Raw genomic sequence first — 25,717 nt, 5'->3', positions numbered from 1 at the left:
AGCCGGACGTCATCGATTGCCGCGCAAGAACCGGACGATCCTGCCGGTCACCCGGCCGGGACGTCTGGCAAGATCGGTAAAGCTGGTCCTGTTCAGGACGGTTTCTTCCAAGGACGCCACCCTTCGGCCCAGCTCGTCCACACTTGAATTTATCCGCTCCGCCAACTCGCGCAACTCACGGATTGCACCTTCTTGCTGGCCGTGCATCTGGGCCAAATAGAGCAAGGTTCCGTATCCAGTCTTGCCTGCCTCTTCGCGAAGGTAGACATCACGCACATAGCGGTCGAACTTCTGGTGGTCATCGGCACCGGCGATGACACTGTTTCCCATGTCGCCGCGCTCTGATGGTCGATGGCACCAGTAGGCAAGGGGCTCGCCGTCCAGCAATTCGATGGGAGACGCCGAAAGGAAACGGAGGTTGAACTCCCAATCCCCCACGGCGTCCAGCGCTTCGTTGTAACACCCGATCCGCTCCAGGATGGAACGGCGGTACAGGAAGGAAATCGGCACCACCCGGTTGCTGCGAAGCATATCGGACAAGGTGATCGCCCGAAGCTCATGCTCAAACCCCTGGGAGCCGGTCTGCTCGATGACTCCGCCACGGATTTCCTCATAGACGATATCCGTCCGGACGGCCACGCCCTGGGCCTGCGGCGCCCCCTCGAGGAAGCCCACGGTCTTCTTCAAGAAGTCCCTGTGCCAACGATCGTCGTCGTCATGAATGGAGATGAACTCCGAGTCCGTGGCATGGATTCCCGCGTTGGACGCGGCCTCCATGCCTTTGCTGGCCTCGTGATGGAGGATCGTCAGCTTGCCGGCGGGAAGGTGGTCCCAGGTCCTGGCGAGCGCGTCTACGGGAACAGGATTCCCGCCGTCGTTCACGACGACCACCGCAACATCCTCGAAGGACTGGTCAAAGATGTCCGCGAGCGCCCTGCGCAAGAGGACCGGCCGGTTTTTTGTGCGTACGACGACGGCGACGCGGGCCTGGGCGTTCATCGACGGCCTCCGGAAACACGGCGCAGCACGTTGGCACCTTTGCGCAACAAGGAAGCGGTCCTGAATGATCGTGATTGCACGATTCGTTCCTTTTCATCCAGGGCTTCATTCCGTTCATGCAACAGTAGATCGCGTTGCGAGCGGACGTCGTCCCACTCCGTCCAGAGGCTGGCGATACCGCCGCTCAATGCACGGAACTGGGCCCGTTGGCCGCGGGCCTGTTTGGCCCACTCCGAGTCCGATTCAAGCGTCACGACGTCCCCCAGCCCCATTGCTGCTTCGACGCCTGTCGCCGAGAAAATGCTTGCGACGGCGTCCCACCAGTTCTCGTGGACGGCGTGTATCTGGGGACGCAGCGAGTCGAGGTGCTCGCGGATTTCCGCGCGCCTCGTCCATGCTTCGGCGATCGCAAGGTCGAAACCGTCGATGTCGAGGCTGCTCAGCGGCAAGGCCCAGTCCTGCACACCCCAGTTGCCCATGGCTCCATGCAATCTCACATCCGAGTAGGAGTCATTCGCGAGCGCAACAACCGGCACGCCGGCAGCTAGGCCGAAGACCACAGGGTGGTAGCGGTTTGTCAGCACTAGCTCCGATGCCACCGTCAATGCCGCGGCCGCGGGGGCCGGAAGCACGGGGCAAACGTGAACCCGGCCGCTCCGGGAGTGTGCCAGTACAGTTTCATGGGACTCGTGGTCACCGCCCTGGCCATCTTGGCCCAGGGGGCCGACGTGCGGGATCAGATAGACCGGAAGGCCGGTCAGCTCCACGGCCCGGTCCAACACCTCTCCCAGCTTTGCAAGGCTGCGGGTTCCGTCCCGCCAGGATTCGGGACCAAAGGTCGCCGCAATGAAAGGGCCGGCCGGATACTCGAACTCTTCCCCGGCTGGATTTTCCGCGCCTACCGATCCGGGCAGTGCGTCTACCGATCCGGGCAGTGCGCCTACCGATCCGGGCGGGACCAGGAAGCTGGCATCGTCCAGGACCCTGATGAGCTTCCCGGAACCCAGGCCCATCTGGAAGCCCAGCGCATAGGAAGATGGCTCCCTCGCACCCACCAACGCCGCGTAATCCAAGAGTTCATGGAGAATTTGCTGATCCTGGGGTAACAGCGTGGGACCGAAAGTCTGTCCGCTCACAACCAACGGCTTGCCCAGTTCCTTCGCTATAAGGCCCAGCGCCGCACGTTCATAGAGCAACCATCCATACAATGAATTCATGTTGCCGCCGCCCGCGATCAGCACGCCGTCGGCCGATTTCACTTCGTCAATGACCCGCCACACCGAATCTTGCGGGGGCAAGGCCGTCCTGTCTCCTCGAGCCGCCCGGCGGACGAGCTCCAAGTGGTTGCTGCGCTCTGCCGGCGGCCAGGGGAACACCAAGGTGTCTATCGCGGCCGTGCCGTAAAGCTCCCCGGTTTGTCCCGGGTCGCGGGTGAGGAGGACGATTCCGGCTTGCAACCGGGCTCGAAGTTCATCAGCCGCTGCGATTGCCATCGCCTCGTCACCGACGTGGTAGGCCACCTGGCCCAAATCGCCTTGTACAAGAATCTTCAACGCTCGGTCCTTCCATAACCATGCACGCAGTGGTTGCAGTGGCTAGGCTCCCAACCACTTCCGGATGCGCTGAAACAGCCTATCGTTCTTCTCCGGGGACTCCGAACCTTGACGATTCTCCGGGTTTTGAGTGCTGACACCCAGGAAATGCCACGACGGGAATGATACGAGTAGCCGATATTTCAAATGGAGTAATGAGTCTTTCAAGTAGGGTGGTTGGCACGCTGTTTGGCCGGTTTCGGCAGGAATACCTTGCTGCTATGGACGCGAATAGTATGGAACGAGTGTGGCATGGGGCCCACAGGAAAGCCCAAGAGAAGAACTGGTCATTGATCTTTGTTTGGGCAATTCTCGGTCTCATGTCGATTTCGGTGCTCATCGCAGCGGTACCCAAATGATGCGGTGACTAGGCCAACGGTACAAAAAAGCTCGGACCGGTTTTTGCGGGTCCGAGCTTTTCTTTGCCTCGTAGGCTTTTCAACGTCATCTCGTAGGCTTTTCAACGTCATATAGTCGGTCGTGAACCCCGCAGCATGGCTGCGTTGGTGCGTCCGGCCCTTACTGCATCAGTCCCGCGACGGCGGCGAGAATTGTCGCGGCGACGAGGACGAGCAACAATCCCACAACCACGAATTCCGCCCTGCGGACCCGATGCTGGCTCCGGCGCCATTCGCGCCTGCTCTCCAAGGTAATCATGCTTCGAGGCTAAGTCCGGCCCGGAGCCCGAAATAGAGTGGACGCTACTCGACCTCGGGCTACCCGCGTTAGAGAGCCTGGGACACCCCTTGGCCCGCCTCGGCTTGGCGCAGCGCGTCCTCCGCGGCAACCCATGCGAGCATGGCGCACTTTACCCGGGCAGGATACTTGGCAACCCCGGCCAGGGCGGCAGCGTCCTGCAGCAGTTCCTCATCCGCTTCCAGCTTGCCGCGCGAACGCATCAATTCCCGGAAGTGATCGATCGTGTGGCGAAGGGACGTCGGGGACATGCCCGGTGCCATTTCACTGAGGATGGACGCGGAGGCCATCGAAATGGCACAGCCGTCACCGTCCCAATGGATCTCCGTGACAGCCTGTCCGTCACCGTCAGTGCCGAGACTCAGCCGGAGGGTGATTTCGTCCCCGCAAATGGGATTGAGCTGGTGGCTCTGTCCCGTTCCGCCCTGTCCCGGGCCGGGAGTGCCCGTTGCCGCGGCCGGAAGCTTGGCGAGGTCTCCACCGCTGCGGGTCTTGGAGTGCTCCAGGATCAGCTGCTGGTACAAGGAATCCAGGCCGCTCATGATGTGGCTCCGGCAGCGGTTACACCAAAGTATGGCCTGATCTGCGCGACGGCCTCGACCAGCAGGTCGACTTCTTCGGATGTGGTGTACAGGTACGTACTGGCCCTGGTGGAAGCGCTCAGGCCCAGCCTGCGGTGCAGAGGCTGGGCACAATGGTGACCCACCCGGACGGCGATGCCCAGATCATCGAGGTACTGCCCGACGTCGTGCGCGTGCACTCCGGCGACGTCGAACGCGGCAAGTCCGGTCCGTTCTTCTCCTGGACCGGGTCCCAGCACTCGCACGCCGTCGATAGCGCTAAGGCCTGTGACAAGCCTTTGGCCAAGCTCCGCCTCACGAAGGGCGATCCGGTGCATTCCTGTTTCGCTGAGGTAGTTTGCTGCGGCAGCCAGTGCCACCGCCTGAGAAATAGCCTGGGTTCCGGCCTCGAAACGCTGCGGGGCGGGCAGGTAGTGGGCTTCCTCCATGGTCACGGTAGTGATCATGGAACCACCGGTCAGGAACGGTGGCATGGCATTGAGTAGTTCGCTGCGGCCATAGACCGCGCCGATACCCGTTGGCCCCAGCATTTTGTGGCCGGAGAATACCGCGAAATCCACGTCAAGGGCCTTGAAGTCCAAGGGCAGGTGCGGCGCGGACTGGCAGGCGTCCAGGACCACCAAGGCGCCCACTTCCCGGGCCATCCGGACCAACACGTCCACGGGGTTGATGTTGCCAAGCACGTTGGAGGTGTGGGTGAAGGCCAGGATCCTGGTGCGCGCGGTCATGAGGCGTGCTGCTTCCTCAAGACGCAGCGCACCGGCGTCGTCCAAGGGAATGTACTTAAGGCTTGCTCCGGTCCGCCGGCACAATTCCTGCCAGGGGATCAAGTTGGCATGGTGTTCCATTTCGGTGACAAGCACTTCGTCGCCCGGCTTGAGGGCAAAACGCCCGGCGTCGCCGGCTGCCCGCCCCACGCTGGCGTTCGAAAACGAATAGGCCAGGAGGTTCAGCCCGGCGGTGGCGTTGGCGGTCCAGATCAGCTCATCGTCCTGCACTCCCACAAAACGTGCCACGGTGGCACGCGCTTCCTCGAAGGCGTCCGTGGCTTCTACCGCAAGATGGTGCGCGCCGCGATGGACGGCGGAGTTCCGCTGTTCATAGAATTCCTGCTCAGCCTCGAGAACGCTCCGGGGGTTCTGCGAGGTGGCTCCCGAATCCAGGTAGACCAGCGGTTTGCCGTTGATTTCCTGCTCAAGAACGGGGAAGTCGTTCCGGATGCGACGGACTTCATCGTCATCGAGTGCGGAAACCTGGGCATCTCCCCTCGCGGGGGTGGAAACCATTGTCAAAACCGGTGCTCCTTGTTAGGACTACGTGGCAATCGCCAGCGGCTGACCGCCAGGAGTGGCGGCGTCACCTAGTAATTGTCCCACCAATCGGCTTCGCTGCCTTCATCCGCGGAGCGCCGACCCTACTCCTCCGGCTTCGCCAACTCGTCCCACAGTTCGGAGAGCTTCTGCCTGCGCGAAACCCCGAGCTTGCCGTAAACCCGCTGCAGGTGGGCGTTGACCGTGTTCACCGCAATACCCAATCGAGCAGCCACCTCAGCACTGCTCAGCCCGGAGGCCACCAAGGCGGTGACTTCCCGTTCACGCTGTGAAAGCTTGACAATGCCGGGAAGGACCGAGGACCCGGTCTCCGGACCGACCGGGTGGGGCTCGTCAAAAGCGAACGCTTCCTCCTGGTCGAACGCTTGCTGAGATTCCCCCGTGCTGACTTGCCCTGTTCCCATTTCCTGTCCTGCTTCCTGTCCCGACGGTATGCCGGACTCGACGCTCCACACCAGTTCGGACACTCCCGCTCCCAGCTGCCTGTATCCCCGGCTGCCTGTGCGGGCAGCCAGGCCGAGATTCAACATTTCGAGGGCCCGGTGTCCCTTCTTGGCGGCAGAACCGGCAAGTTGGAGCAGTTTCCGGTGCGAGTGTTCCGCGCCAACCAGCACTGACCGGGCGGCGGACGAATAGCTTTCGGCGAGCTGCGAGGCGAGATAGTTCCCGCCGCTGGCCCGCGAGTCGTAGGCCGCCAACGCGCGACGTACCTGGTTGACATCGCCCAGCAACCACGCAGCCGCGGCAAGTCCTCCGAGGGCCGGTGGCAGGAGCCCGTCGGGGTCGGCTTCATCGAGCCGGGCCTTGGCCTGGCGGAATTGTTCACACGCCAGTTCCAGGCTCCCCTGCCTGGCGAGGACGAGCGCCCTGTAAAGGTGGGCGGAGCCGCCGAAATAGCTCATCCGGTTGCTGTAGCTGGAACTGCCGGCGCAGAACATTTCGGGGCCGCCCCATTGCCCGCGCCAGATCAGATTGGACCCGTGGATGGTCAGCACCGTGGAGTGGAAGTCCACGGGGCACCGTGGCAGCCGCCCCACGGCTTCGAGGGCCAGCGTCGAAAGGGCGACGGCGTCCGCGAACCGTCCGCTGACGGCCAGCCCTTGGGATACGAGGGCCATCAACAGCACGCCAGCCTGGGTAGGCGGTGGTGGATGGCGCTCCGTACGCAATCCAGGATCGACCAATTGGCTATGGCTAAGCCTTTGGAACAGCTCACCGCTGGCTGAAGGCCAGGTGCCGTTCTGCGCATCCAGATACAGCTGGAGAACATCCAGTTCGTCCCGGACGGCCGAATGGTCACGATGGGCCTCCCCGCCCGGCTGGATTCCGACGGCGGCAGCCTCCAGCCGCCGTCGGGCATCCTGGAGGACCGCCTGCAGCACACTGGCCCCGGGCGATGTCGGCAAAAGCGCATGCAGCAGGAGCCATACCGCGTGGGCGAAGTCCAGAGTCAGGACGTCGGGGGTGTTCGCCACCAAACCCTTCAGGACCCTGACCGCCCCGGAGAAATCCCTTGTTTGGTAGAGCGCCCTTGCCAGTTCCACACCTGCAACCAGCCCGAGTTCCGGCGCCTGCACCGCTTCCGCGGACCGCCGGGCCCTCCGATTGTCGTGAATGTCGTTTGCGGCAATGGCCACGGCCAAAAGATCGGCGTCGGGCACCGGCAAACCACTCGCCTGTTCGAGGTCCACGCGACGGAACAGCGTCCAGAGCGAGTCATCGGCAACGGGTGAAAACGACGCGTAGATGCTCCGGCGTAGTTCGAGGATCCGTGCAGCTCCCAGCTGCTGCCGGGCCAGCCTTCCCTCGATGGCGTGGCTGAGCGTTGCCGTCTCCTGGCTGTCTTTCTGGACACGGATCGTTCCGTCGGCCCGCAGCGCTTCGATCGCCCGCTTTTGGACAAGTTGGTCAAGGACTGCCAGCGGTATGGGCTCCCCCACCGCCAGAATGTCCACGACCTGCCGCTGCGGCACGGAATAGCCCTCAAGCCGGTGGCGGGTCAGCTCGAGCGCTTGCGAACCGTCCAGGCGGATCGGCCCGGACAATATCCAGGAATCAGCCTGCTCCACGATCTCGCCACGCGCCGCGGCTTCGTCCACCAGCAACTTCGCGGTCTGCAGGTTTCCTCCGGTGAGGGCATGGATGTCCCGGACCAGGCTGCGGGCAGCACGCCCGCCGAGGCGATCATCAAGGAATTCGCGGAGCTGCTGCTCCGTAAGATCATCCAGCGTCACAACGGCAAGCTGCCGTGAAACCACGGACTCCATGAGTTCCATCCTCAAGGGCCGGTCCGAGCGGTGTGTGGCAATCAGGCGGATGTCCGGTTCAACAAGCAATTGGCTCAGGAGCCAAAGGGACATGTCATCCAGGAAATCGATGTTGTCCAGCACCAGCAAGGCGGCGGATCCGGATGTCGCAGCCCCACGTATTGCTTTGCGGCAAGCTGCCACGATGGAACCCGGCCACACCTTGGCCCTGGCCGGCAGGTCCGGAACAAGCGCCATGGCGATTCCAAAAGGAATGTCCGCGAATGACTCCGAGACGTTGTGGGCGATTACGCTAAAGGACCCGCCCAGCACTGAAGCCGCGGCGTCCAAGAGGGTGGTCATTCCGGAGCCGCCCGGTCCCGAGATGACTATCCCGGCCGGTTCCGGCCCTGACAAGGCAATGACAATCTCCTGGAGCTCGGCTGCCCGAATAATCGGGGGCGAGGTGTGGGTCCCTTCGGTTTCGTCCATGGTCCTGTCTCATCTTCGGGCCGCCGGACACACGTTCCTGACGGCTGTGGCACGGACCGGTGTCATTTCCAAACGTTACCTCCGGGTTTCAGCCCTGAATTGAGTGGTAACTACTTGGTTTTCCGGGGCTACTAGCGCGGAATATCCCCGCTCCACGGGGCCTCCAGGCGAAGTGCCAAGGCGTCGTTTCCAGGCCGGTTCCTTCGCCGAATTTGCATCCGCTGTTACCACCCTGTGATCTAACTGTGTAAGCTGGTGCCGCAAGAGTAAGTTCCGGCTGGCTACTTCTGGGGAGTTGAAGCGCAGCCGATTTTCGTAACCACTCTGTCGTGACACACCATTTGGCCGTGTACGACGCTGCGGCGCGTTCGGCCGCAGATCGCCTTACCCATTGCCCAGGTCTCGTATGTCTATGTCCCCAACAGATATGTCACCCAAAATATGAAACACCTGTTCACAGCACTAGTCGCCTTGGCGGTCCTTGCCTTCGGCGGGTTCGCCACCATGTCCGCTGTCCAGTCATCACACAAATCCTCCTACCAGGCCGGCGACCGCGATTCATATTCGCGGCCGAGCTCGTCGCCTTCCGCTTCATCCGCGCCAACGCGCACCTCCACCCCGGCGCCGACGCCGGCCCCTACCAAGGTCACGACGCCGTCGAGCACGCCCGCTCCGGCCGCACCGTCTGCTTCCGCTCCAGCCGCCGGCGCACCCGCACCAACGGCAGCGCCCCTGCCCGTCACGGGAACATACCCGCTGCACACCAACATCGTGAGCACCACCTTCTGGGTGGGCGAGATCTTCAATGCCAGCCTCTCGGACGGCTCCCAGGTCTGCTCCACGTACAACGGCCAGTGGGCTCTGCAGCACACCGGCATCAACATGGGAACCACTCCGTCGAGCGCGAGCGGTTGCCCCGGCAGCACTTACGGCGGTTGTGACGGAGTCAGTTCCGGGACCGGCACGAGCTTCAAATGCGCCACGGAACAGCGCGTTGCCAGTAATGGGTACTTCCCGCTGCACCAGCCCAAGCCTTTGCAGAACCCGTTCTACCTGGACCTGCCTTACGACGACGTCAATGACAGTGTCGCCTTCGCCGAGCGTTGCAACGTGATTCCGTGGGCCGCCGCGGACAACGCCAAAACGGGCGTCAACCACTGCGCGGACTCGAGCTACAGCTACATGAAAAACGCATGGGTCCAGATCACCGGCCCCAATGGCAGCGTCTGCTACGGACAAGTCGAAGATGCCGGCCCCTCCAGCGGCTCCCTTTACCACGATTCCGCCTACGTCTTCGGTGCGAACAACGCGCGTCCTGCCAACAAGCAGTTCTCCGGCGACCCGAGCCAGGGTGCGGGCATGGATGTGTCACCTGCCTTGAACGGCTGCCTGGGCTTCGCTGATCTGGACGGCGACAACGACCACGTATCGTGGCGTTTCGTTGACCGCGCCAGTGTGCCCGCCGGTCCGTGGCTCTCTGTTGTCACCACCGCGGGAGTGACCAACTAACGCGACACGCGTTCCCAGGTCCCTGAGGGTCAACCGGACACTACATACTCCGGGAGTGCCGGACGCCCACGCCACACAGCCGCGATGGCTGTGTAGCGTGGGCGTCCGTGTGTCCGCTCACTTCGCCAGATTGTGCGCTAGCCCGTCCGCACGACGGAAGGCCCCGGCGTCGAGACTTCCTGGGGTTGGCGCTGGATCCTCCGGACCGGGCTGACCCACACTCCCGACGAACTCGACGAGTACGCCCTGGGCAGGACCTGGAGGCAGATGACTGCGTCCAGGATCCGCATCAGCGGAAACAGGGGCGCCATCAACAGAAAACGCGGGTTGCGCATCGAAACTGCGGCAAGGACTGTCAGGAAAAGGTCCGGCAGGAAGACCCCAATGAGGACGTCCTGGGGCCGCAGGACACCCGACAGAAAGACAAAAACGTCCGATCGATTGCCAAAAATCCACACCTCGACAGCAGCGAGGGACGATAGCAGGAAAGCCGGCACCAGAAGCACGAAGAAGAGGCAGCTGGCTACGAGTTCAACAATGTACAAACCCAGGACAAACCAGAATCGGCTGAACTGCAGGCCGTGCCGCCTGACGGTCTGCCAGAAACCGAGTATCCACCGCCGCACCTGCTTGATGTAGTCCTTCAGATTGTCCGGATCCTGGGTGTACGCAACAGCGGCCGAGGGATGGAATGCGATCCGTCCCAGCTTTTTTGCATGGATTTCAAACGTCATGTTGAAGTCTTCGATCACCAGTCCGGGCGCCAAGACCTCTATTTTCGCGAGCGCGCTGGTTCTGTACATGCTGGCAAATCCAGGCACGATGGAGACGACATTGGCACCCTGGGCTGCCTGGCCGTACTTGAGCAGGAGTTGGACCGCGATGTACAAACGCTCCCGGTAGGCCACAAGGAAGCGGCCCATCGCCGTCGGAGGTGCCGGGCTCATGATTGACTTGGCCCGTCCCGCGACGGCGACCACCGCGGGGTCGTCAAAGAGCGGGAGCCCCGTTTCGAGATAATCCGGCATCGGGCGGGTGTCTGCGTCCAGGAGCATGACCACCTTGAACCGCCTGCACAGATCGAAATGGGCGATGCCCGCCGCGAGTGCACCTGCCTTGCCACGGTTCGGTTCCAGGTCAAGGACCTTCACCCTGGCGGCCCGCGCAATGGCCGCAGTGTCATCGGTGGACATGTCCGAAACGACGTGGATGTTGCGTCGAGGGACTAAAGCGGACGCGGCAAGGATTGTCTCGCTGATGACCAAAGCCTCGTTGTGGGCGGCCATGAGGACCGCGACATTCGCCGGGGAGATCCGCACTCCCTTTGCGCGATGGCGGGCGCGTTGACGTCGAGGGATCGGCGCGTTGACGCCGCGCAGCAAGGCGATCCACCCGCGGATCCGGAAGGACAATTCCCGGGCCCGCCACGACTCCTCACCCGCGAGACGGACCAGCCCGGCAAGAGACCAAAAGATCGTGCTGACTCCCAGAACCAAAAAGATCGAAAGAACTATCACGGCGACGGTGCTCCCACAGTGTCGTACATTTCGTAATCGTCGGTAGCAAGCTGGCCATCACTGAAGAGGTTCATTCCAAAGCTGATGGCCTCGGCTCCTGCCGGAACGGGCGGCGTTTCCCAGATCGCCTGCTCGTAACTGGTGTTGGCCGTGAACCACGGACTGGCTGTCCAATAGGTCCACGTGCCCAGCTTGTTGCGGTAATAGACTTCAAATTGGGTCTTCGCGTTGGACTGGTACCACGCCCTGAGCGAATAGCTGTGGCCTGCACTCACGCTCGGAGCGCATGCTCCGAGATCGAGGACGGGAAGCAATTTGGCGTCACCGGAGGCGTATTCGGTCACGTCCAGGCGACGGGCCACCGCACCGGTGCGACCTGGAGTCAAAGTGCTCAGAACGACGGCGTTCTTGCCGTAGGACGACACCTGCCAGCATTGCGGCAAGCCGTACTTTCCAGCAGTTTCGAGCCCCGGATTCCGAATGGCGTTCTGTCCCGGTGCTGCCGGAGCGGCCACGGGACCGTTCACCACGGGTTTCGCCACGCCGCCGATCACGTCGTGTACCGTGCGCACGGCCATCGTCCCTGGTTGGGTCTTGGCCGCCAGCCAGGTGGCGAACTGTTCGAACAACGCGGGGCTGATGGAGCGGGGACTGCCGCTGTTGTCGATGTCGTAGAAGGTCAGTTGTAACCAGCCGCCGGCCTTTTCGGCTTGCGCTACGGTCGCCTCAAGGTCGGCCAACGTCCATTTGCTGCCGACCTCCGAGGTCGCCCGCGTCCGGAACAAGTCGGCGGGGCGGACAGTTTCTGCTGCCGCGCAGCCGACGCAGTCAACAGGAGTGCTGATCTCGCCGAGGCCTCGCGCGCTGTTGTAGCCGCATCCGGCGACCAGTTCCTCCGATTTCGGCGTTGAAGCCGCAAACGGATAGGCAAAGGAAGTGACCTTAAAGCCCCAGTCCGTGAGGTTCACCCGATCGTTGCAAATCTGTCTCGACGCTTCATCGGGTTCTACGGAGGTCACATCGGCAAGGGTGACTGTGTGGCCACCGATTTCATTCTGGTCCGCGGCCAGGCTATGGAGATTGTCCGTTGTCATGTAGTCAGGTGCGCCAACAAAGCCCGAGTCGATGAAAAAGGTGCCCCGGAGTCCGTGGTCCTTCAGGATCCGGGCCGCCTCCATCTGGCTCGCCCGGCCCGCATCGAACGTCAAGCTGACAGAAGAGAGCGGGGCGATAGAAGGTGTGGGGGTATTGTTCGCGGACCCACCGACGGGAGCTTGGCTTCCGTTGATCAGCGATGTTGCGCCCGTCAACAAGAGCAACACCGACACCCACGAGGCAGCCCATAGACCTGCCCGCTTCCTCGAAGTGCGGACCGGGCCGGATGCGATGCCCTTCACCCGGGGACTCATTGCCAACCCGAGTTGCCGGGATTCCTGAAGGGGCCGGTGGCGACTGGGGGAAGCCTCGGTCTCAAAGGCTTATTCACCACCGGCCCCCGCTCAGGGACCCTCTCTGCGAGGGCGCGCTGCCGTCCGGCAGCACCGTCAATTGGCGCTGGGTCCATAGGAGGGACTGTGCTGTATCCCCAAAGAACAGGCTCGGACTCGAGGCAAACGCCTTCTCGGATGAATCCGCCGCGTCCTGATGCCGTTCGGACCAGAGAGTCCGTTTCCATTGTGAGACCTGTCTCTCCCCCGTTGCCCTCAACCAACTGACACCATCAGCGTATGAATTAGGGAGGCAACGGACACGAGTAGGCTCTACCCGTCTTTACACTCAACCTTGGCGTCCGGACAGCACCACTACTCGTGCGCTACGCGCCGAAACCACGGGGATCAAACCCGGGGGCGCGGGCAGGGGCGAATCCGGCCTGTTCATGGTCAAATGGTGCAATCAGGGCAGTCGGAGTTTAAGGATGGCGGAGAGCGTGTCCAGGAAACAGGGAAGCGGCACGTCCGTTTCGGCTGGGGCGGGCGGCGCGCGGGACGTCCGTCGCTTGTCGCCCCAAGCCAATGGACCTCGCCGCCGGCTGTCAGGTTTCGCCCGGGCCTGCATTGCCGCAGTCCTTGTGGTGGTGGGGATGGGAGGCATCCTCGTGTGGCGGTTTACTACGGACGCAAACGGTTCCCTCGAGCCCCCGTGGTTTTCCGGCTACGTCGACGTCACTGTGGTCCCTCAATACGCTTTCGAGACACCCGTGGGCGAGGGCACCAAGAATGTCACTCTGGCGTTTGTGGTGGCAATGGCTGGACAGGCCTGCACACCGAGTTGGGGTAGCACATACAGCCTCGATGCCGCGAAGACCTCACTCAAGCTCGAAGAACGTATCGCCAAGCTCCGGTCGAACGGCGGCGCCTTCGCTGTGTCCTTCGGCGGCTCAGTGAACAGTGAGCTCGCCAACTCCTGCCAGAACGCAACAGATCTGGAAAGGGCCTACCGGGCCGTCCTCGAACGCTACAACCCCGCAACCATCGACTTTGACATCGAGGGCGACAACCTTGCGGACAGCGCAGCCTGGCAGCGCCGCGCCGCAGCCGTCGCTGCCCTCCAGAAGGAGCGTGTCAAGGAAGGGCACGCCCTTTCAATTTGGCTGACCCTCCCGGTCACCCCGCAAGGGCTGACCGACGCCGGAACCTCAGCCGTTGACCAGATGCTCGCCGCCGGAGTCCAGCTGTCCGGGGTCAACATCATGACCATGAACTACGGTTCAAGCCGGAGTCAATCGCAGAGCATGCTCGATGCCGGAACCTCGGCGGCCCAGTCCACCAACGACCAGCTCAGCATCATCTATCAGCGTGCGGGGATTGCCCTTAACAGCGAACAGATCTGGGGAAAGATGGGATTGACCCCCATGATCGGCCGGAACGATCTCCCGGGCGAAGTGTTCGACCTTGATGCGGCCCGCGGATTGAACTCCTTCGCCATCAGCAAGGGGGTTCAACGAGTATCCATGTGGTCCCTGAACCGGGATATGTCGTGCCCGCAGGACACTCCAGAGGATCCGGCCAGCCACGTGTGCAGCGGCATCGATCAAGGAACCCAGCGCTTCTCCGATTTGTTGAGTGCAGGATTCCACGCCAAACTGCCTTGATCCCGCCGATCAAGAGAGGATCATGCCGGGCCAGTACGTTACGCCCTGTTCTGGTTCTTGCCGTCGGCCGGTCGGGCGAGGTGCCGGCCGTTGCCGTGCCGGAACAATTTCTTAAGCCACTGCATGGATACCTCCAGTTTTCGAGGGGCTGCTTGTACCGGGTTCCTGGGACGGCCCCGGCCGCCGTGGCTACTTCACTTGGCTGACCGTGACGATGTTCAGCCAGGGGCCAGCCGGAACCTGGTCCCGTGGCACGAACTGCCAGTCGACTTTGTCCGACTCGCCATCGAGCTCGGAGAAACCAAGGCACCCGTTGAGCGCAGGCGACACATCCATGCCGGCCCCGTTGAAGTTCTTGTTGGCTGGACGGGCATCATTCGAACCGAAGACGTAGTCCTTGTCGTGATACTGGCCCGGACCGGCATCTTCGATCTGTCCGTAGCATTCGCGGTTGCCCATCCGGATCCTGACCCATTGATTCTTCATGTAGCTGAAGGAACGGTTCTGGGCATTGCCAGCGAACCCGGGATCATTCGCCCATGGGATGACGCTGGCCCGTTCAGCAAACGCGATGGGATCGTTGATGTCATCGAAAGGAAGATCGAGGTAGAACGGGTTCTCCTTCGGAGTCATGCTGGTCGGTGCGTATCCTTTTGCCTGGGCTCTCGCCTCGGTCTGGCAGCCGTTCTTCACGACGCCGTCGCAGCCTCCGTAGCTCTGCATCCATTGGGAGTCGTAAGTGGACATTACTTGGCTGCCATCTGCGGCCTTGGGATCAAAGATCTCGCCAACCCAAAAGGTCGTGGACACTATCCCGGTGTGCCAGGGATAGCGCCCGGCCGTCGTGGCTGATTGGGTCGGGCTCGGCGCCGGCCCTGGTCCGGTGCAGGCCGCCGTCAGCAGGGCCACGCAAAATGCAGTGCAGACGGCCGGGCGGTTCCAACGCTTCACCGTCGATTTCGCCGGATTCACCATTCGCTCCCTTGGGACCTGTCTTACGTGCTTTTCGCAGTGTACGTGGCCTTGGGCGGGAGAACACCGGAAATTTGCTGGGAAATCCCACCCACTGTCCCTCAGGACGAGCCGCGCTCAACCCTTCGGGAAATCAATGTTGTAGCGGTACAAGAAGGCAGCCATGGCGTCACGGTTGATTGCGGTGGTTGGCCTGTACGTGCCGTCAGGGAAGCCGGTAGTGATGCCTGTGGATGCCAGCCAACGGATCTCGTTGTAGAACGGAGCGCCGGCCGGCACATCGGAGAAGGTTGGTGCGTTCGCCGGCACAGAGGGACGGCCCTTGAGACGATAGAGGAACGCGGCCATCGCGGCCCGGCTGACGGCCTCACCTGGGTGGTAGGTTCCGTCCGGGTACCCCGTGGTGATGCCTGTGGATGCCAGCCAACGGATCTCGTTGTAGAACGGAGCGCCGGCTGGCACATCGGAGAACGTGGGCGCGTTCGCCGGCACTACAGGGCTTCCGGAGAAACGGTAGAGGAACGCTGCCATGGCTTCGCGGGTGATTGACGTGAGGGGACGGTAGGTGTTGTCAGGCCAACCTTGCGAAATCAAGTTGTTCGACAGCCAACTGATTTCCTCATAGAACGCCGTGGTAGGAGTGACGTCTATGAAGTGCTTTATACCTGCACTGTCATAGAGTTCAAAGTCGTCCGTGATCAAGGTGCCGTTGCCGAGCAGGTTCAAGCCCATGCTGACGGCCGAAGCACCCACTGGAAGCGCGGGCGAGGTCCACGTAGCGTGTGCCCATGCGGTCGACGCCGGGAAATACGGGCTAGCGGTCCAATACGTCCACGTTCCCAGCCCCGTGCGGTAATACAGTTCGAATTGGGTCGTCGTCGTCGAGGTGTACCAGGCTTTCATCTCATAGGTGTGGCCGGGAGTCGCACTTGGCGCGCACTCGCCCAGGTCGAGGGTTGGCACTAGCTTGGCGTCCCCGCTGACATAGGCCGACATCACGAGCTGCTCGGCATGGGTCCCGGTGGTGCCTCCATGCCCGGGGGTTACCGTGGTGAAGGCCGAAGTGTGGCTGCCGTAGTTGCCCTGGGCCCAGCATTGCGGCAGTCCCGAAGCTACCGGCCCAGCGGTTTCCATGCTCGCATTCTTGACGAGGTTCCCCGCGGTGACGGGAGGCGGTGCGGGCGGCCCGGCGACAACGGGTTTGACGGCTCCGCCAAGCGTCTCCTGGACCGTCTGGACGGCGATCCGCCCGGCGGCCTTCTCCGCGGCGAGCCACTGTACATACTGGGTGAAGAGCGCGGTGGAAACCGTCAGGGGATCCGCGATTCCTGACGTTGGATCGATACCGGTACCGATGTGGTGGAACGTCACCTGCACCCAGCCGCCGCCGGGCTCGGCCTTGGTGACCAGGTTCTGCAGGTCGGTCAACGTCCAGGTGTTGTCCACTTCGTCCGGGGCCTTTGTGTCATAAGGATCAGCGGGAGGAAGGGTCTCAGCGAATCCCAGCCCTGCGCTTCCGGGCACCTTGCTTTCCAGGTCACCGAGCCCGCGGGCGCTGTTGTATCCGCAGGCGGCGACGGTGGTTTCCACTGCCGGGGTCAGGGAAGCGAAGGGGTACGCGAAGTTGGTGACGTTGGTGAATCCCATGTTGGTGAGATTGACCCTGTCATTGCAGATCTGGCGTGTGACCTCGTCCGCACCCATTTGGGCCAGGTCCGGGTGGGTGACTGTGTGGCCGCCGATCTCGTTTCCGTCCGCCTGCAACGCCAGTGCTTCCTGGGTTGTCATGTAGCCCGGAGCGTTGAGGAAGCCCGACGGCGTAAAGAACGTGCCCTTGAGCCCGTTGCTTTTGAGGATAGCCGCAGCGGGAATCTGATCTGCGTTGGCGTCGTCGAAAGTCAGGGTAATGATGGTGTTCGGCGCCGCGTGGGCGGCCGGTACCGCTATCCCAAAGACAGACGTTGACATCAGGACGCTCAGAACGCCTGCGAGCCAACGCGACTTTCCCTTGGGGCTCAAGCGTTCGGCCCTGTGGCGAGGTTGAGACAAAGACGCCCCCCAGATTCGTTTCATTTGCACTCAGCCTTTCTCTTCACGGTACTTCTTCACTTGAACGACTTCAGTCGAACGACGCCGCTTCAGTCGGCACGGCTTGTTCTGGCCCGCATCAAGACGCGAGGGTGATCTTCCAACGTGCGGGATCCAGGACTTTTGCCGGCTTGTAGTCGGCCGCGACGTTGAGGATGATTTCATCCAAGGTGGTCTTCGGCTCGAAGCCAACAAGCCCGAAAGACTTGCTGTTGTCCGGAACCCGCCGGCGCATGTCCTCGTAGCCTTCCGAGTACGCCTGCTCATAGGGCACCAAGGTGATGGCGCTGCCGCTCCCAAGGAGTTCAACGATCCTTTCGGCCAACGTCAGGATTGAAATCTCGTAACTGCCGCCGAGGTTGTAGGCATTTCCGTAGGCAAGCGGCTCCTCGGAAATGCGGACGATGGCGGGAACGATATCGCCCACGTAGGAGAAGCACCTCGTCTGGTGGCCGTCTCCGTATACCGTCAGGGGCTCACCGAGGAGCGCCTGCCGCACAAGTCGCGGAACAACCATTCCATAGCGGCCCGTCTGCCGCGGGCCTACTGTGTTGAAGAGCCGCACGATGGCAACCGGCAACCCGAATTGGCGCCAGTATGCATGGGCAAATGCCTCGTCAATGCCCTTGGCCGCAGCGTAGGTCCACCGGGATTTGAGCGCGGATCCCAGGATGCGGTCCGCTTCCTCCGAGAGGCTGTCCGAGGTGTTCTTGCCGTAGATCTCGCTTGTGGACGCCAGCAAGATTGAGGCACCTGATTCCAGGACCGCGTCCAGGACCACTTCGGTGCCATGGATATTCGTGCGGAGGCTCTCCAACGGGTGGTCGACAATCAAGTTCACCCCAACAGCGGCGGCCAGATGGAAGACCCTGTCGGCACCCGCCACGACCCTGTCCACCGCATCCCGGTCGAGAATGGTGCCCTCGACGAAATGGAAGTTCCTGTGGCCGATGACGCCCTTGAGATTCTCCAAGCGTCCGGTCGACAAGTTGTCCAGCACGGCGACTTCGTCCCCGGCTGCCAACAAGTGCTCAACAAGGTGGCTTCCTATGAAACCGGCACCGCCGGTGATTGCTGTTTTCATTACTCCTGCTTCCGTCGAAAACCTGGTGGATCTAGAGCCGGGTTACGTTGTCGGCTTTGGGCAAGCGGTACGTCGTGTCCAGGACTGCTGATGCCCCGGCCAGCCAGTCAAGTTCCATCCGGCTGTGCCTCGTGTGCAGGATCACCAGATCCGCGCCCCAGTCAGCAGGCGATTGCTCGGATTCGAGCGTCCCGCCGTGGCCATCCGGAGCCGTCCGGCACCAAGGATCGGAGAATGCCACTTCCGCTCCGTCGGCGATCAAGGCGGAGATGATCTCCAGTGCCGGGGATTCCCGGAGATCTTCGACATCGGGCTTGTACGCGACTCCGAGCACCATGACGCGGGCACCGGCAACACCGTGATTGCGGTCCGACAGGATGCGCCGGGCCTTCTCCACCACCTGGTGCGGCCTGCCTGCAATCCCGGCCATCGCTTGCTCGATCACCGGAGCCGTCAAGCGGGCCTTGCGTAATTGCCACAGCAAGTAGTGGGGGTCGCACGGTATGCAGTGTCCGCCGACCCCAGGGCCGGGAGTGAACGCCATGAATCCATATGGCTTGGTGGAAGCCGCATCGATAACGTCCATGACCTCCATATTGAGTTCGTGGCAGATATCGGCGAATTCGTTCGCCAAGGCGATATTGACGGCCCGGAAGGTGTTCTCCACCAGCTTGGTCATTTCGGCGACATCCGCCGACGGTACAACGTGGACCAGCTTGGTGCTGGCGCTCAGAAGCCGTTCGGCAACTTCGCCGCAGGCCGGGGTCACGCCGCCGACTACCCGGGGAACGTCTTCGTGGGAGAACGAATCCACGCCAGGGTTGATGCGCTCGGGTGAAAAGGCCACGAACACATCGCGGCCCGGAATAAGTCCCTTGGCAGCCAGGGGCAAAGCCAGAAGGTCGCGGGTGGATCCGACGTACGTTGTAGAGGTCAGCATCAGCAGCTGGCCAGTGGTGGCGAAATCGACCACCGAGGCACACGCCGCCCGGAGAATGCCAAGGTCCGGGACCAAGTACTCGTCTACGGGAGTGGGAACGCACACAACCACCGCCGCCGCGCGGGCAAGCAACGACAAATCGCTGCTCAGCATGAAGGTCGGGTCCAGGAGTGCGTTGCTGAGCCGCTCCTTGTCCGAGTCGAGGAGATCGGCCCGTTGCTCGCGGATCACGGCCAGGCGGGCATCGGACACGTCGAGGCCCAGAACGCGCCGGCCGGAGGCGTTGATGGCCAAGGCCGTGGGCAGGCCGACATAGCCCATGCCCACGATCGCCACGTCGAAAGTAAAGGCCTGGTCCTGTGTGCTTGTCCGTGTTCCCGCGCCCTCCGGCCAAGCTGGGGCCTGCGTGTGCAAGGACTGCGAGCTCCCGCTGGGCTCTGCCTTGAGGGTCTTTACCTTCGTGTTCGGTGCCATGGTCAGTCGACCTCCCGGTGCCTGTTGTCTCCAGTGTGAAAGAAAGCCGGCGGCGAAACGGGATGTGCCCTGGTCTCAGAGGGCACATGACCGCTCGCCGCCGGCTCGATTGTGGGGGTACCCGCCGAAAGCGGGAGACCGGTCGCATTGGAGCTGACTTCTCGCCGGATTACCGGGTGGTTTTCCTGGAGCAAAGAATTCTTCCTGCGTTTCATCTCGAGACCCACTTATCCCCAAATGAGTGGCGGTTGCCATCAGGAAAAGCGTATTAACGAACCCCTAGGGCGGGCGCGAGTGGGCTATACCCGTCTTTGGATGCGCGGCCCCTTCCGGGGCCATTGACTACCCGTCCGGGCGCTTTTCACCACTCGATTTAGTACTCGCTTTAAGGCCTCGCGCCCTTCATTGCAGCGGACGACGGCGGAAGGAGGCTTCGGGGAAGCGGTCACCCCAAGCAGTGGGCAAGGAAGCCGCGCGTGCGGCTAGCCCAGGCCCTGCGTGCCGTGGGCACCGTTCATCAAATCTTCCCGGTGGCTGATGCCAAGCTTGGCAAACATTCGGTACAGATGACCTTCAACGGTGCGCAATGACAAGCCCAGGCTAAGCGCGATGTCCTTGTTGCTCGAACCCGACTGCACGAGCGTTGCAATTTCCTGTTCGCGGCGGGTCAGCTTCTGGAGATCCGGGGAACCCCCCTCAAGGACCGGGCCGGCCTTGTCGAGGGCAGCGGTGCGGCGCTTGAGGAGTCGCTGTCCCTCCAGCTGGCGCGCCTTGTCACCCCTGCTTTCCAGGATCCGCAGGGCGTGGCCGGCGCAATCAGCTGCGGCCAACTCCAGTCCGTCCCTGGCGGCCGATTCACTCAGCTCAATGAGGCGGTCCGCGTCCTTGTGCGCAAGGGCAAGCCCGACGCTCAGGGCAAACTCAGCCGTCCGGCCTTCGCTGCCCTCGGCTACTGCTATCAGCCGACGCGCCACACCCGTGTCTCCCAGCCTCAGGATCAACATCAGGATGTCGATCTCGGCGCCGATCGCTCCGTCCGCGGCCGCGGAATCGGCAAGGGACATGAGTCTCGCAATCGCCGTCTGCGATCCGGTATGTTCGGCTCGCGCAACGGCCGCATGACCTTGCGCCAGCAGCGACGGATGCACGCCTTCCCGGATCAATGCGTCGTACTCGCTTGAGTACGTCATGGCCGTGTCCCGGCGTTTCAGGATCGACGCCGCGTAGGCGGCGGCAGCAACGGCGTCGGGCAGGTCGCTTCCCATGTCGGAGACCCGCAGCATGCTGACCGCCTGGCGAAGCCGGGGCAGCGCCACCCCCAGGTCTCCCCTGCGCAGGTCCACCATTCCTGCGGCCAGGTGCAGCATCCCGCCTGAATAGATCAGGGAGTTCGGTGCCTGCGAAACATGGTTCTTGAGGAACGTTTCAAGAACGCCGAACTCACCTGCCTGGTGCAAGGCCAGAATGTAGCGGCGCATCACCATTCCTGCGTACTGGAGGCTCCAGTCGCCGCTTGTGGAAACCATCTCCTGTATTTCCATCAGGATCTGGATGGCGGAAACCGGGCGTCCTGTGACAGCCAGGGCCTCGGCGAGGAGGGTGCCCGCCACGAGGCGGGACTCGTCGTCGTCCGTTTCCTTCCAGATCTGGCGAAGCTCACGCTCTGTCTCGACGTAGTGGCCTTCGGCTTGGAGGCCTTCCAGCGAGAGGAGCCTGCTTCCCAGCTTCCCGCGTTCCAGTTCACCAGGGTCGATCCCCTGACGGGATTCGGCGAGCCTGGCCAGGGCCGCCTCCCATTCGTATGCTGCTTGTTTGATGGCGTTCGGCCCGACGCCTTGACGCCCGGCAAGCTGGGCCGCCAACATCGATGCCTGCCGGACCGTCCGCGGATCATTTGTCCTGTCCACCACTCCGGCAAGCGAGGACACCGATCCCCTGATGTCGCCCCGGTACCATTTGGCCCGCGCCACCTCCACCTGGGCTGCCAGCCTCAGCGAAGGATCCTTGATCGCGCCGGCTACCCGTTCCACGTAGCTGGGGATGAACAAGCGGTTGGCCAGCTGGGCTGCTTCCAGGATGTCGGAGTCCGGAACCTCGGTGCCTGATTCCAAACCCCAGGAGACGAAGCGCAGCAGTCCGTCCATGGTCTGCGGCTTGGCCCCCATGAGCTCCACGATGCGCCGCCGGATGGTCATGCTGTGGGCGGTCGGGACCAGCTGGCGGATCACTTCACCAACCAGCGGCTGCGCCAGCCGGACGTGCCGGGCGGGGTCGGACGCGATCTCGATGAAATGCAGTTCCTGCAGTTCATCCACGGCACTGGAGTCGCAGGCCTGTTGTACGACGTTCAGCGGGACAGGCTCCGCCAATGCCACGGTCTCGAGGGTCTCACGCTGCGCGGCTCCCAGCATCAGGATCTGGTTCCGCACGAGGTCCATCAAGCGCACGCTGGTTCCCCGCAGCTCGCCCGAAAGCATCCAGGCGTCGTTGCGGCAGACCAACTGGCCCAGCGACTTTGCGTGCTCGATGAGTTCCAGCAGGAACATCGGGTTTCCGCCGGAGTACTTGCAGAGGACGGCGCTGGTGCCCTGGACGACGGGCGCTTCCAAGGCCTGGGCGCAAAGTTGGTTAACTTCCTGCTCGTTGAGCGGCTGCAAGTCGAATCGGTCCACGAGCCCCTCGGACCACATCGAGAAAACCTCGGCTGGCGGCGCAGGATACGGACGGCACAAGAAGACGACTTTGGCGGCTTCCGCCGCCGCCAACTGCGCCAGGACAGCCACGCTGCTGTCATCGATGTGGTGTGCGTCCTCCACGATCAGGACGGCGGGTGCTGGATGGGGCTGGCCTGCCGGGTTCAACGCCGCTACCACGGCCCTGAGGACTGACAACGGTTCATTGATCTGGCTTGGGGTCAAAGCCGTCAACAGCGGCGCCAAGGCGGCAAACGGCACGGAGGCCAGGGTGGGACCGGCAAAGACCCTGAAGGGGCGGACACGTTGCCCCAATTCATGGACCACTTCATTAATCAGTGCCGTTTTGCCGATGCCCGCGTCGCCGAAAAGCAGGACCCCGGGGCCGTTGACATCGAGAAGGCAGTCGACAACGGCTGCCATCACGCTGAATCGTCCGACGAGCGCATCGGTCGAAACCACCTCAGTCATTTCGCACCACCTTCGACGTTGCCAAGGGCGAAGCTCAGCTCGGAGCGTTCCACGATTTTCAGCTTGCCGAAGATCTGGTAGAGATGCCCCTCCACCGTGCGTACTGAAACATGGAGCTTCGCGGCAATACTTTTGTTGCTCTCCCGGTTCGCCGCCAACTTGGCGATCTCCAACTCGCGGGAAGTCAACTTCAGTCCCTCTTGGTTACCGCTTTGCGGTGTGCGCAGGCGCTGCCTGCACGTCTCCGCGAGTTGCCGCGCCTTCCTGAGGACCGTCTTGTCCAGCTGAACCTGGTCCAGGTGCAACACGGTCTCGGCGATATCGAAGGCGAACCTGTCGTTCTGCATGTCTTCGGCCAACCGTGCTGCCTCGAGAAGAAGCTCGGCGCTACCGGATATCGTCGCCCGTGCGTACGCAACGCACAGTTCAGCGAATCGTCCCTGGCAGCGGAGGGCCGAGTCCAACAGCCGTGGAGCAGCTGCGACCGCGCCAAGCCGGACGGCCGAACTGAGGCAAAAGATCTCGTGACCCGGGGCGCCCTCGTCCCGGTCGGCGTCGGCCAAGCGGAGGAGCTCCTCGATGGCGGCCTCCGGGCCGTTGATCCGATCCCGGGCCAACGCCGCGAGATACCTCTTCGTCCGCTCCTTCCGCCACGTCGGCCGGCGCAGCTGGGTGGACGCTTCCTTCAGGTAGCGCAGGGCCTGCTCGTGCTCGCCTTGCAAGGCCGAGGCGTAGGCCGCTGCCGTGCAGGCGACATCCAGCATGCCTTCATTGTCCTGGACCCGCAGCTGGCTAATCACCGGAATGAGCGCCTCCAAGCCGTCTTGGCCCCGTCCCTGAAGGCACCGGAAGATCGCTTTGGGAAGATCGATGGCCGTGGGCAATACCTCGGCCGCGGAGACCAAGAGCTCATCGCCTGGCTGGACCATTTCCGCCTCTTTGTCCCACCGTCCGGCAAGCACGAAGGCGAACCGCAGCCGCGATGTGGCGCGCCGGGCCGCGGCGACCGAAACAGCGGGGTCATGGCAGTCAGCCGTCAGCTGTTCTGCCATGTCCGCCGCCTCGGATTGCCGTCCCGTCAGGGCCCATGCCTCGCACAGCCAGCTTCCGGCGAGGAGGCGGAACTCCGTGCCGTGCGATTCAAAATCTTGAAGTACCTCTTCCAGCCTTGCTGCCATCTCAGCGTAGGAACCCGAATAGCTGGCGGCCTGCGATTCGGCCAGGACAAGTTGCTCCCGAAGCGTGGCGATGTCCTGACCTTCACCCGCCGTGATCGTTTCGTCTTCCAGCCGCCGGCGGACGTGTGCCAGCGTCTCGCAAGCTTGCGCCGTGGTTTCGGGAAGGGCCAGAAGGACCGAGGCCTCGGCCAGCTTGAGCCGGACCCATTCGGCAAGGCTGGCTTCATCGCCGGATCCGTCCTGGTGTTGCCTCAGCACGTCCCGGGCCCCGGCGGCATCCCCCAGCGTCATCAACGCACGGGCTTCCTCGGCTACTGCCCCGGGCACCGTGGAGTGGCCTGGAATGGACCGGACCAGGCGCAGGGCCAGCCGCGCATCAAGTTGCCGATTCGCCACTGCAGCAGCTTCAAGCGCTTCTTCCCTTCCCAGCTTGGCTCCGCAGTCCAATGCCCAAGAGGCCATGGACAGCAGCATGGAGCGTTGGCCGAGGCCCGGATCCATCGACTCAAGGAGCAGGCCCCGTAGTTCGTTGCTACGGCCGGGGGGAACGTTCGCCCGGACCACGTCTCCCACGAGCTGGCTTTGGAGGCGGGCCATCCTGGGCAGCGAATCGTCGACGACGAGGACGCTCCTTTTCTCAAGGGAATCCACATCGTCCGCCGAAGCGAGCGCCAGCAGGGATTCCAGGGGCACCGCCCTGGCCAGTGAAAGGATCTCCAGGACTTTGCGCTCACCGCCGCCCATCCGCCCAAGCCGCGTGGTGATGAGATCGGTGATTGCCCTGCCGTGCAGTTCGTTCCGGGATGTCAGGACCCAGACACCATCGCTTTTCAGAAGCGAACCGGATTCGGCGAGCTCCGCCGCGAGCATCTTGAGGTAGTGCGGGTTTCCCCCGCTGGCGGTCCACAGGGCATGGGCACCGGAAGGAGAGACTTGTGCCCCCAGCCCGGCCTCGAGCCAGGCATGCGATTCCTGGAAAGTCAGTGGTTTGAGGTCAATCCGGTGCAAGAACCCATCGCCGCAAAGCCGTGTGATCTCGCCGCAGAGCCGCTGCGGGTCCGTGCAGGTGAGGACAAGCTGCGCGGTGCCGTTCCTCGCGAGTTGGGCCACTGTCATGGCCGCCAACTCGTCAAGCTCGGCCGCGTTTTCAATAACCAGGTACACCGGCTTTCCCTCGGCGCGTTCACGGAGCAAGTTGGTGAGCGCCGACAGCACCAGGACGGGATGGGCCAGGTATCCGGGGTCAAGATCGCTCAAAAGGATATTGAGGGCGCCGTAAGGTGATCTCGCCAATGCTGCGCTGCCGCGGATGACGACGACGAATGAGTTTCCGCGTAGTTCGTTGACCGCCCGAGTAGTCAAGTAGCTCTTGCCGCTGCCCGACGGACCCGTGACGAGCACCCCGCCTTTGGATGCTGCCAACGCAAGGGCGATGTCCTCAACAGCGGCTCTAGGTCCAATCGGCGGCCAGGCCGTCGAAATCGCCGGCTTGCCCTCGGTTCCGTCAGGTGCGGATGAAGCCGAGGATGCGTCGAATGCCTGGTACCGGGATCCCCCGGACCGAACGGCATGGACCGTAGATGCACTGCCTGCTGTCAACATGAGCGAGACCCCCAGTGATCGAGTGGTGACACCCCCCAATTAACCAGCTAGCCGTCAGGCCCACACCAGTAGTGAGTACTCGACTTTCATCCGGCCGGATACTCGTATGCGGGTGTGAGTACCCCTGCCCCGGTTTGCGGGTACTCGTCGCTGGCAGTGGG

Annotated in this window: 17 protein-coding genes; 2 read left to right on the top strand and 15 right to left on the bottom strand. The window is 62.8% G+C overall.

The genetic code is table 11. The features are described 5' to 3' along the window. Positions 1–9 precede the first annotated feature (9 nt). The 7 genes from QRN52_RS09835 to QRN52_RS09805 all read right to left on the bottom strand — a co-directional run bounded on the left by QRN52_RS09835 (position 10) and on the right by QRN52_RS09805 (position 8,707). Positions 10–999, bottom strand: coding sequence for a glycosyltransferase family 2 protein (locus QRN52_RS09835; protein ID WP_284752538.1), 990 nt, complete (start codon positions 997–999; stop codon positions 10–12). Next, a complete protein-coding gene (locus tag QRN52_RS09830; protein WP_284752537.1) occupies positions 996–2,552 on the bottom strand; it encodes a polysaccharide pyruvyl transferase family protein in 1,557 nt (518 codons plus the stop codon). The genes QRN52_RS09835 and QRN52_RS09830 overlap by 4 nt, the downstream gene beginning before the upstream one ends. 558 nt (positions 2,553–3,110) lie before the next feature. After that, positions 3,111–3,248: a hypothetical protein gene (locus tag QRN52_RS09825; protein WP_284752536.1), complete on the bottom strand. Its 138-nt coding sequence runs from the start codon at positions 3,246–3,248 to the stop codon at positions 3,111–3,113. A 68-nt stretch (positions 3,249–3,316) separates the two neighbouring features. Beyond that, positions 3,317–3,829, bottom strand: a complete 513-nt coding sequence (gene sufU, locus QRN52_RS09820; RefSeq protein ID WP_284752535.1) for a Fe-S cluster assembly sulfur transfer protein SufU — start codon at positions 3,827–3,829, stop codon at positions 3,317–3,319. Next, positions 3,826–5,160, bottom strand: coding sequence for an aminotransferase class V-fold PLP-dependent enzyme (locus QRN52_RS09815; RefSeq protein ID WP_284752534.1), 1,335 nt, complete (start codon positions 5,158–5,160; stop codon positions 3,826–3,828). The genes sufU and QRN52_RS09815 overlap by 4 nt, the downstream gene beginning before the upstream one ends. Before the next feature lie 122 nt (positions 5,161–5,282). Then, positions 5,283–7,937: a LuxR C-terminal-related transcriptional regulator gene (locus QRN52_RS09810; protein ID WP_284752533.1), complete on the bottom strand. Its 2,655-nt coding sequence runs from the start codon at positions 7,935–7,937 to the stop codon at positions 5,283–5,285. Positions 7,938–8,473: 536 nt separating this feature from the next. Further along, entirely contained in the window at positions 8,474–8,707 is a 234-nt protein-coding gene (locus QRN52_RS09805) for a hypothetical protein (RefSeq protein WP_284752532.1), read from the bottom strand. A 1-nt stretch (position 8,708) separates the two neighbouring features. On the opposite strand from QRN52_RS09805, the gene QRN52_RS09800 reads away from it, so the two are divergent. Beyond that, positions 8,709–9,446 (top strand): hypothetical protein, encoded by a 738-nt coding sequence (locus QRN52_RS09800; RefSeq protein WP_284752531.1) that lies wholly within the window; start codon positions 8,709–8,711, stop codon positions 9,444–9,446. A 137-nt stretch (positions 9,447–9,583) separates the two neighbouring features. Here QRN52_RS09800 and QRN52_RS09795 read toward each other — a convergent pair whose 3' ends face one another. Then, positions 9,584–10,963 (bottom strand): glycosyltransferase family 2 protein, encoded by a 1,380-nt coding sequence (locus QRN52_RS09795; protein ID WP_284752530.1) that lies wholly within the window; start codon positions 10,961–10,963, stop codon positions 9,584–9,586. Continuing rightward, positions 10,960–12,360 (bottom strand): polysaccharide deacetylase family protein, encoded by a 1,401-nt coding sequence (locus tag QRN52_RS09790; protein WP_284752529.1) that lies wholly within the window; start codon positions 12,358–12,360, stop codon positions 10,960–10,962. Before QRN52_RS09790 ends, QRN52_RS09795 begins: the two co-directional genes overlap by 4 nt. A gap of 530 nt (positions 12,361–12,890) precedes the next feature. Between QRN52_RS09790 and QRN52_RS09785 the strand changes: the two genes are divergently transcribed. Beyond that, positions 12,891–14,054, top strand: coding sequence for a chitinase (locus QRN52_RS09785; protein ID WP_284752528.1), 1,164 nt, complete (start codon positions 12,891–12,893; stop codon positions 14,052–14,054). A 189-nt stretch (positions 14,055–14,243) separates the two neighbouring features. Here QRN52_RS09785 and QRN52_RS09780 read toward each other — a convergent pair whose 3' ends face one another. The 6 genes from QRN52_RS09780 to QRN52_RS09755 form a co-directional block, all read right to left on the bottom strand. Then, on the bottom strand, positions 14,244–14,864 hold the full coding sequence (locus tag QRN52_RS09780; protein WP_284752527.1) for a hypothetical protein: 621 nt from the start codon (positions 14,862–14,864) through the stop codon (positions 14,244–14,246). A gap of 279 nt (positions 14,865–15,143) precedes the next feature. Beyond that, the gene (locus QRN52_RS09775; RefSeq protein ID WP_284752526.1) at positions 15,144–16,994 is read right to left on the bottom strand and encodes an S-layer homology domain-containing protein; all 1,851 of its coding nucleotides are present in this window, start codon (positions 16,992–16,994) and stop codon (positions 15,144–15,146) included. 199 nt (positions 16,995–17,193) lie between these two features. Beyond that, positions 17,194–18,198, bottom strand: coding sequence for a dTDP-glucose 4,6-dehydratase (locus tag QRN52_RS09770; RefSeq protein WP_284752525.1), 1,005 nt, complete (start codon positions 18,196–18,198; stop codon positions 17,194–17,196). A gap of 31 nt (positions 18,199–18,229) precedes the next feature. Then, positions 18,230–19,612 carry a nucleotide sugar dehydrogenase gene (locus QRN52_RS09765; protein ID WP_284752524.1) on the bottom strand — a complete coding sequence of 461 codons (1,383 nt, stop codon included), beginning with the start codon at positions 19,610–19,612 and terminating at the stop codon, positions 18,230–18,232. A 482-nt stretch (positions 19,613–20,094) separates the two neighbouring features. After that, positions 20,095–22,776, bottom strand: a complete 2,682-nt coding sequence (locus QRN52_RS09760) for a helix-turn-helix transcriptional regulator (RefSeq protein ID WP_284752523.1) — start codon at positions 22,774–22,776, stop codon at positions 20,095–20,097. Further along, complete coding sequence (locus tag QRN52_RS09755) at positions 22,773–25,556, bottom strand: LuxR C-terminal-related transcriptional regulator (RefSeq protein ID WP_284752522.1); 2,784 nt, start codon at positions 25,554–25,556, stop codon at positions 22,773–22,775. Before QRN52_RS09755 ends, QRN52_RS09760 begins: the two co-directional genes overlap by 4 nt. Positions 25,557–25,717 lie beyond the last annotated feature (161 nt).

Origin of the sequence: Arthrobacter sp. efr-133-R2A-120 (genome assembly GCF_030209835.1) — a bacterium.
Lineage (GTDB): Bacteria > Actinomycetota > Actinomycetes > Actinomycetales > Micrococcaceae > Arthrobacter.
The sequence above is the reverse complement of the archived record's forward strand: the minus strand, read 5'-3'. Positions and strand labels throughout refer to the sequence as shown.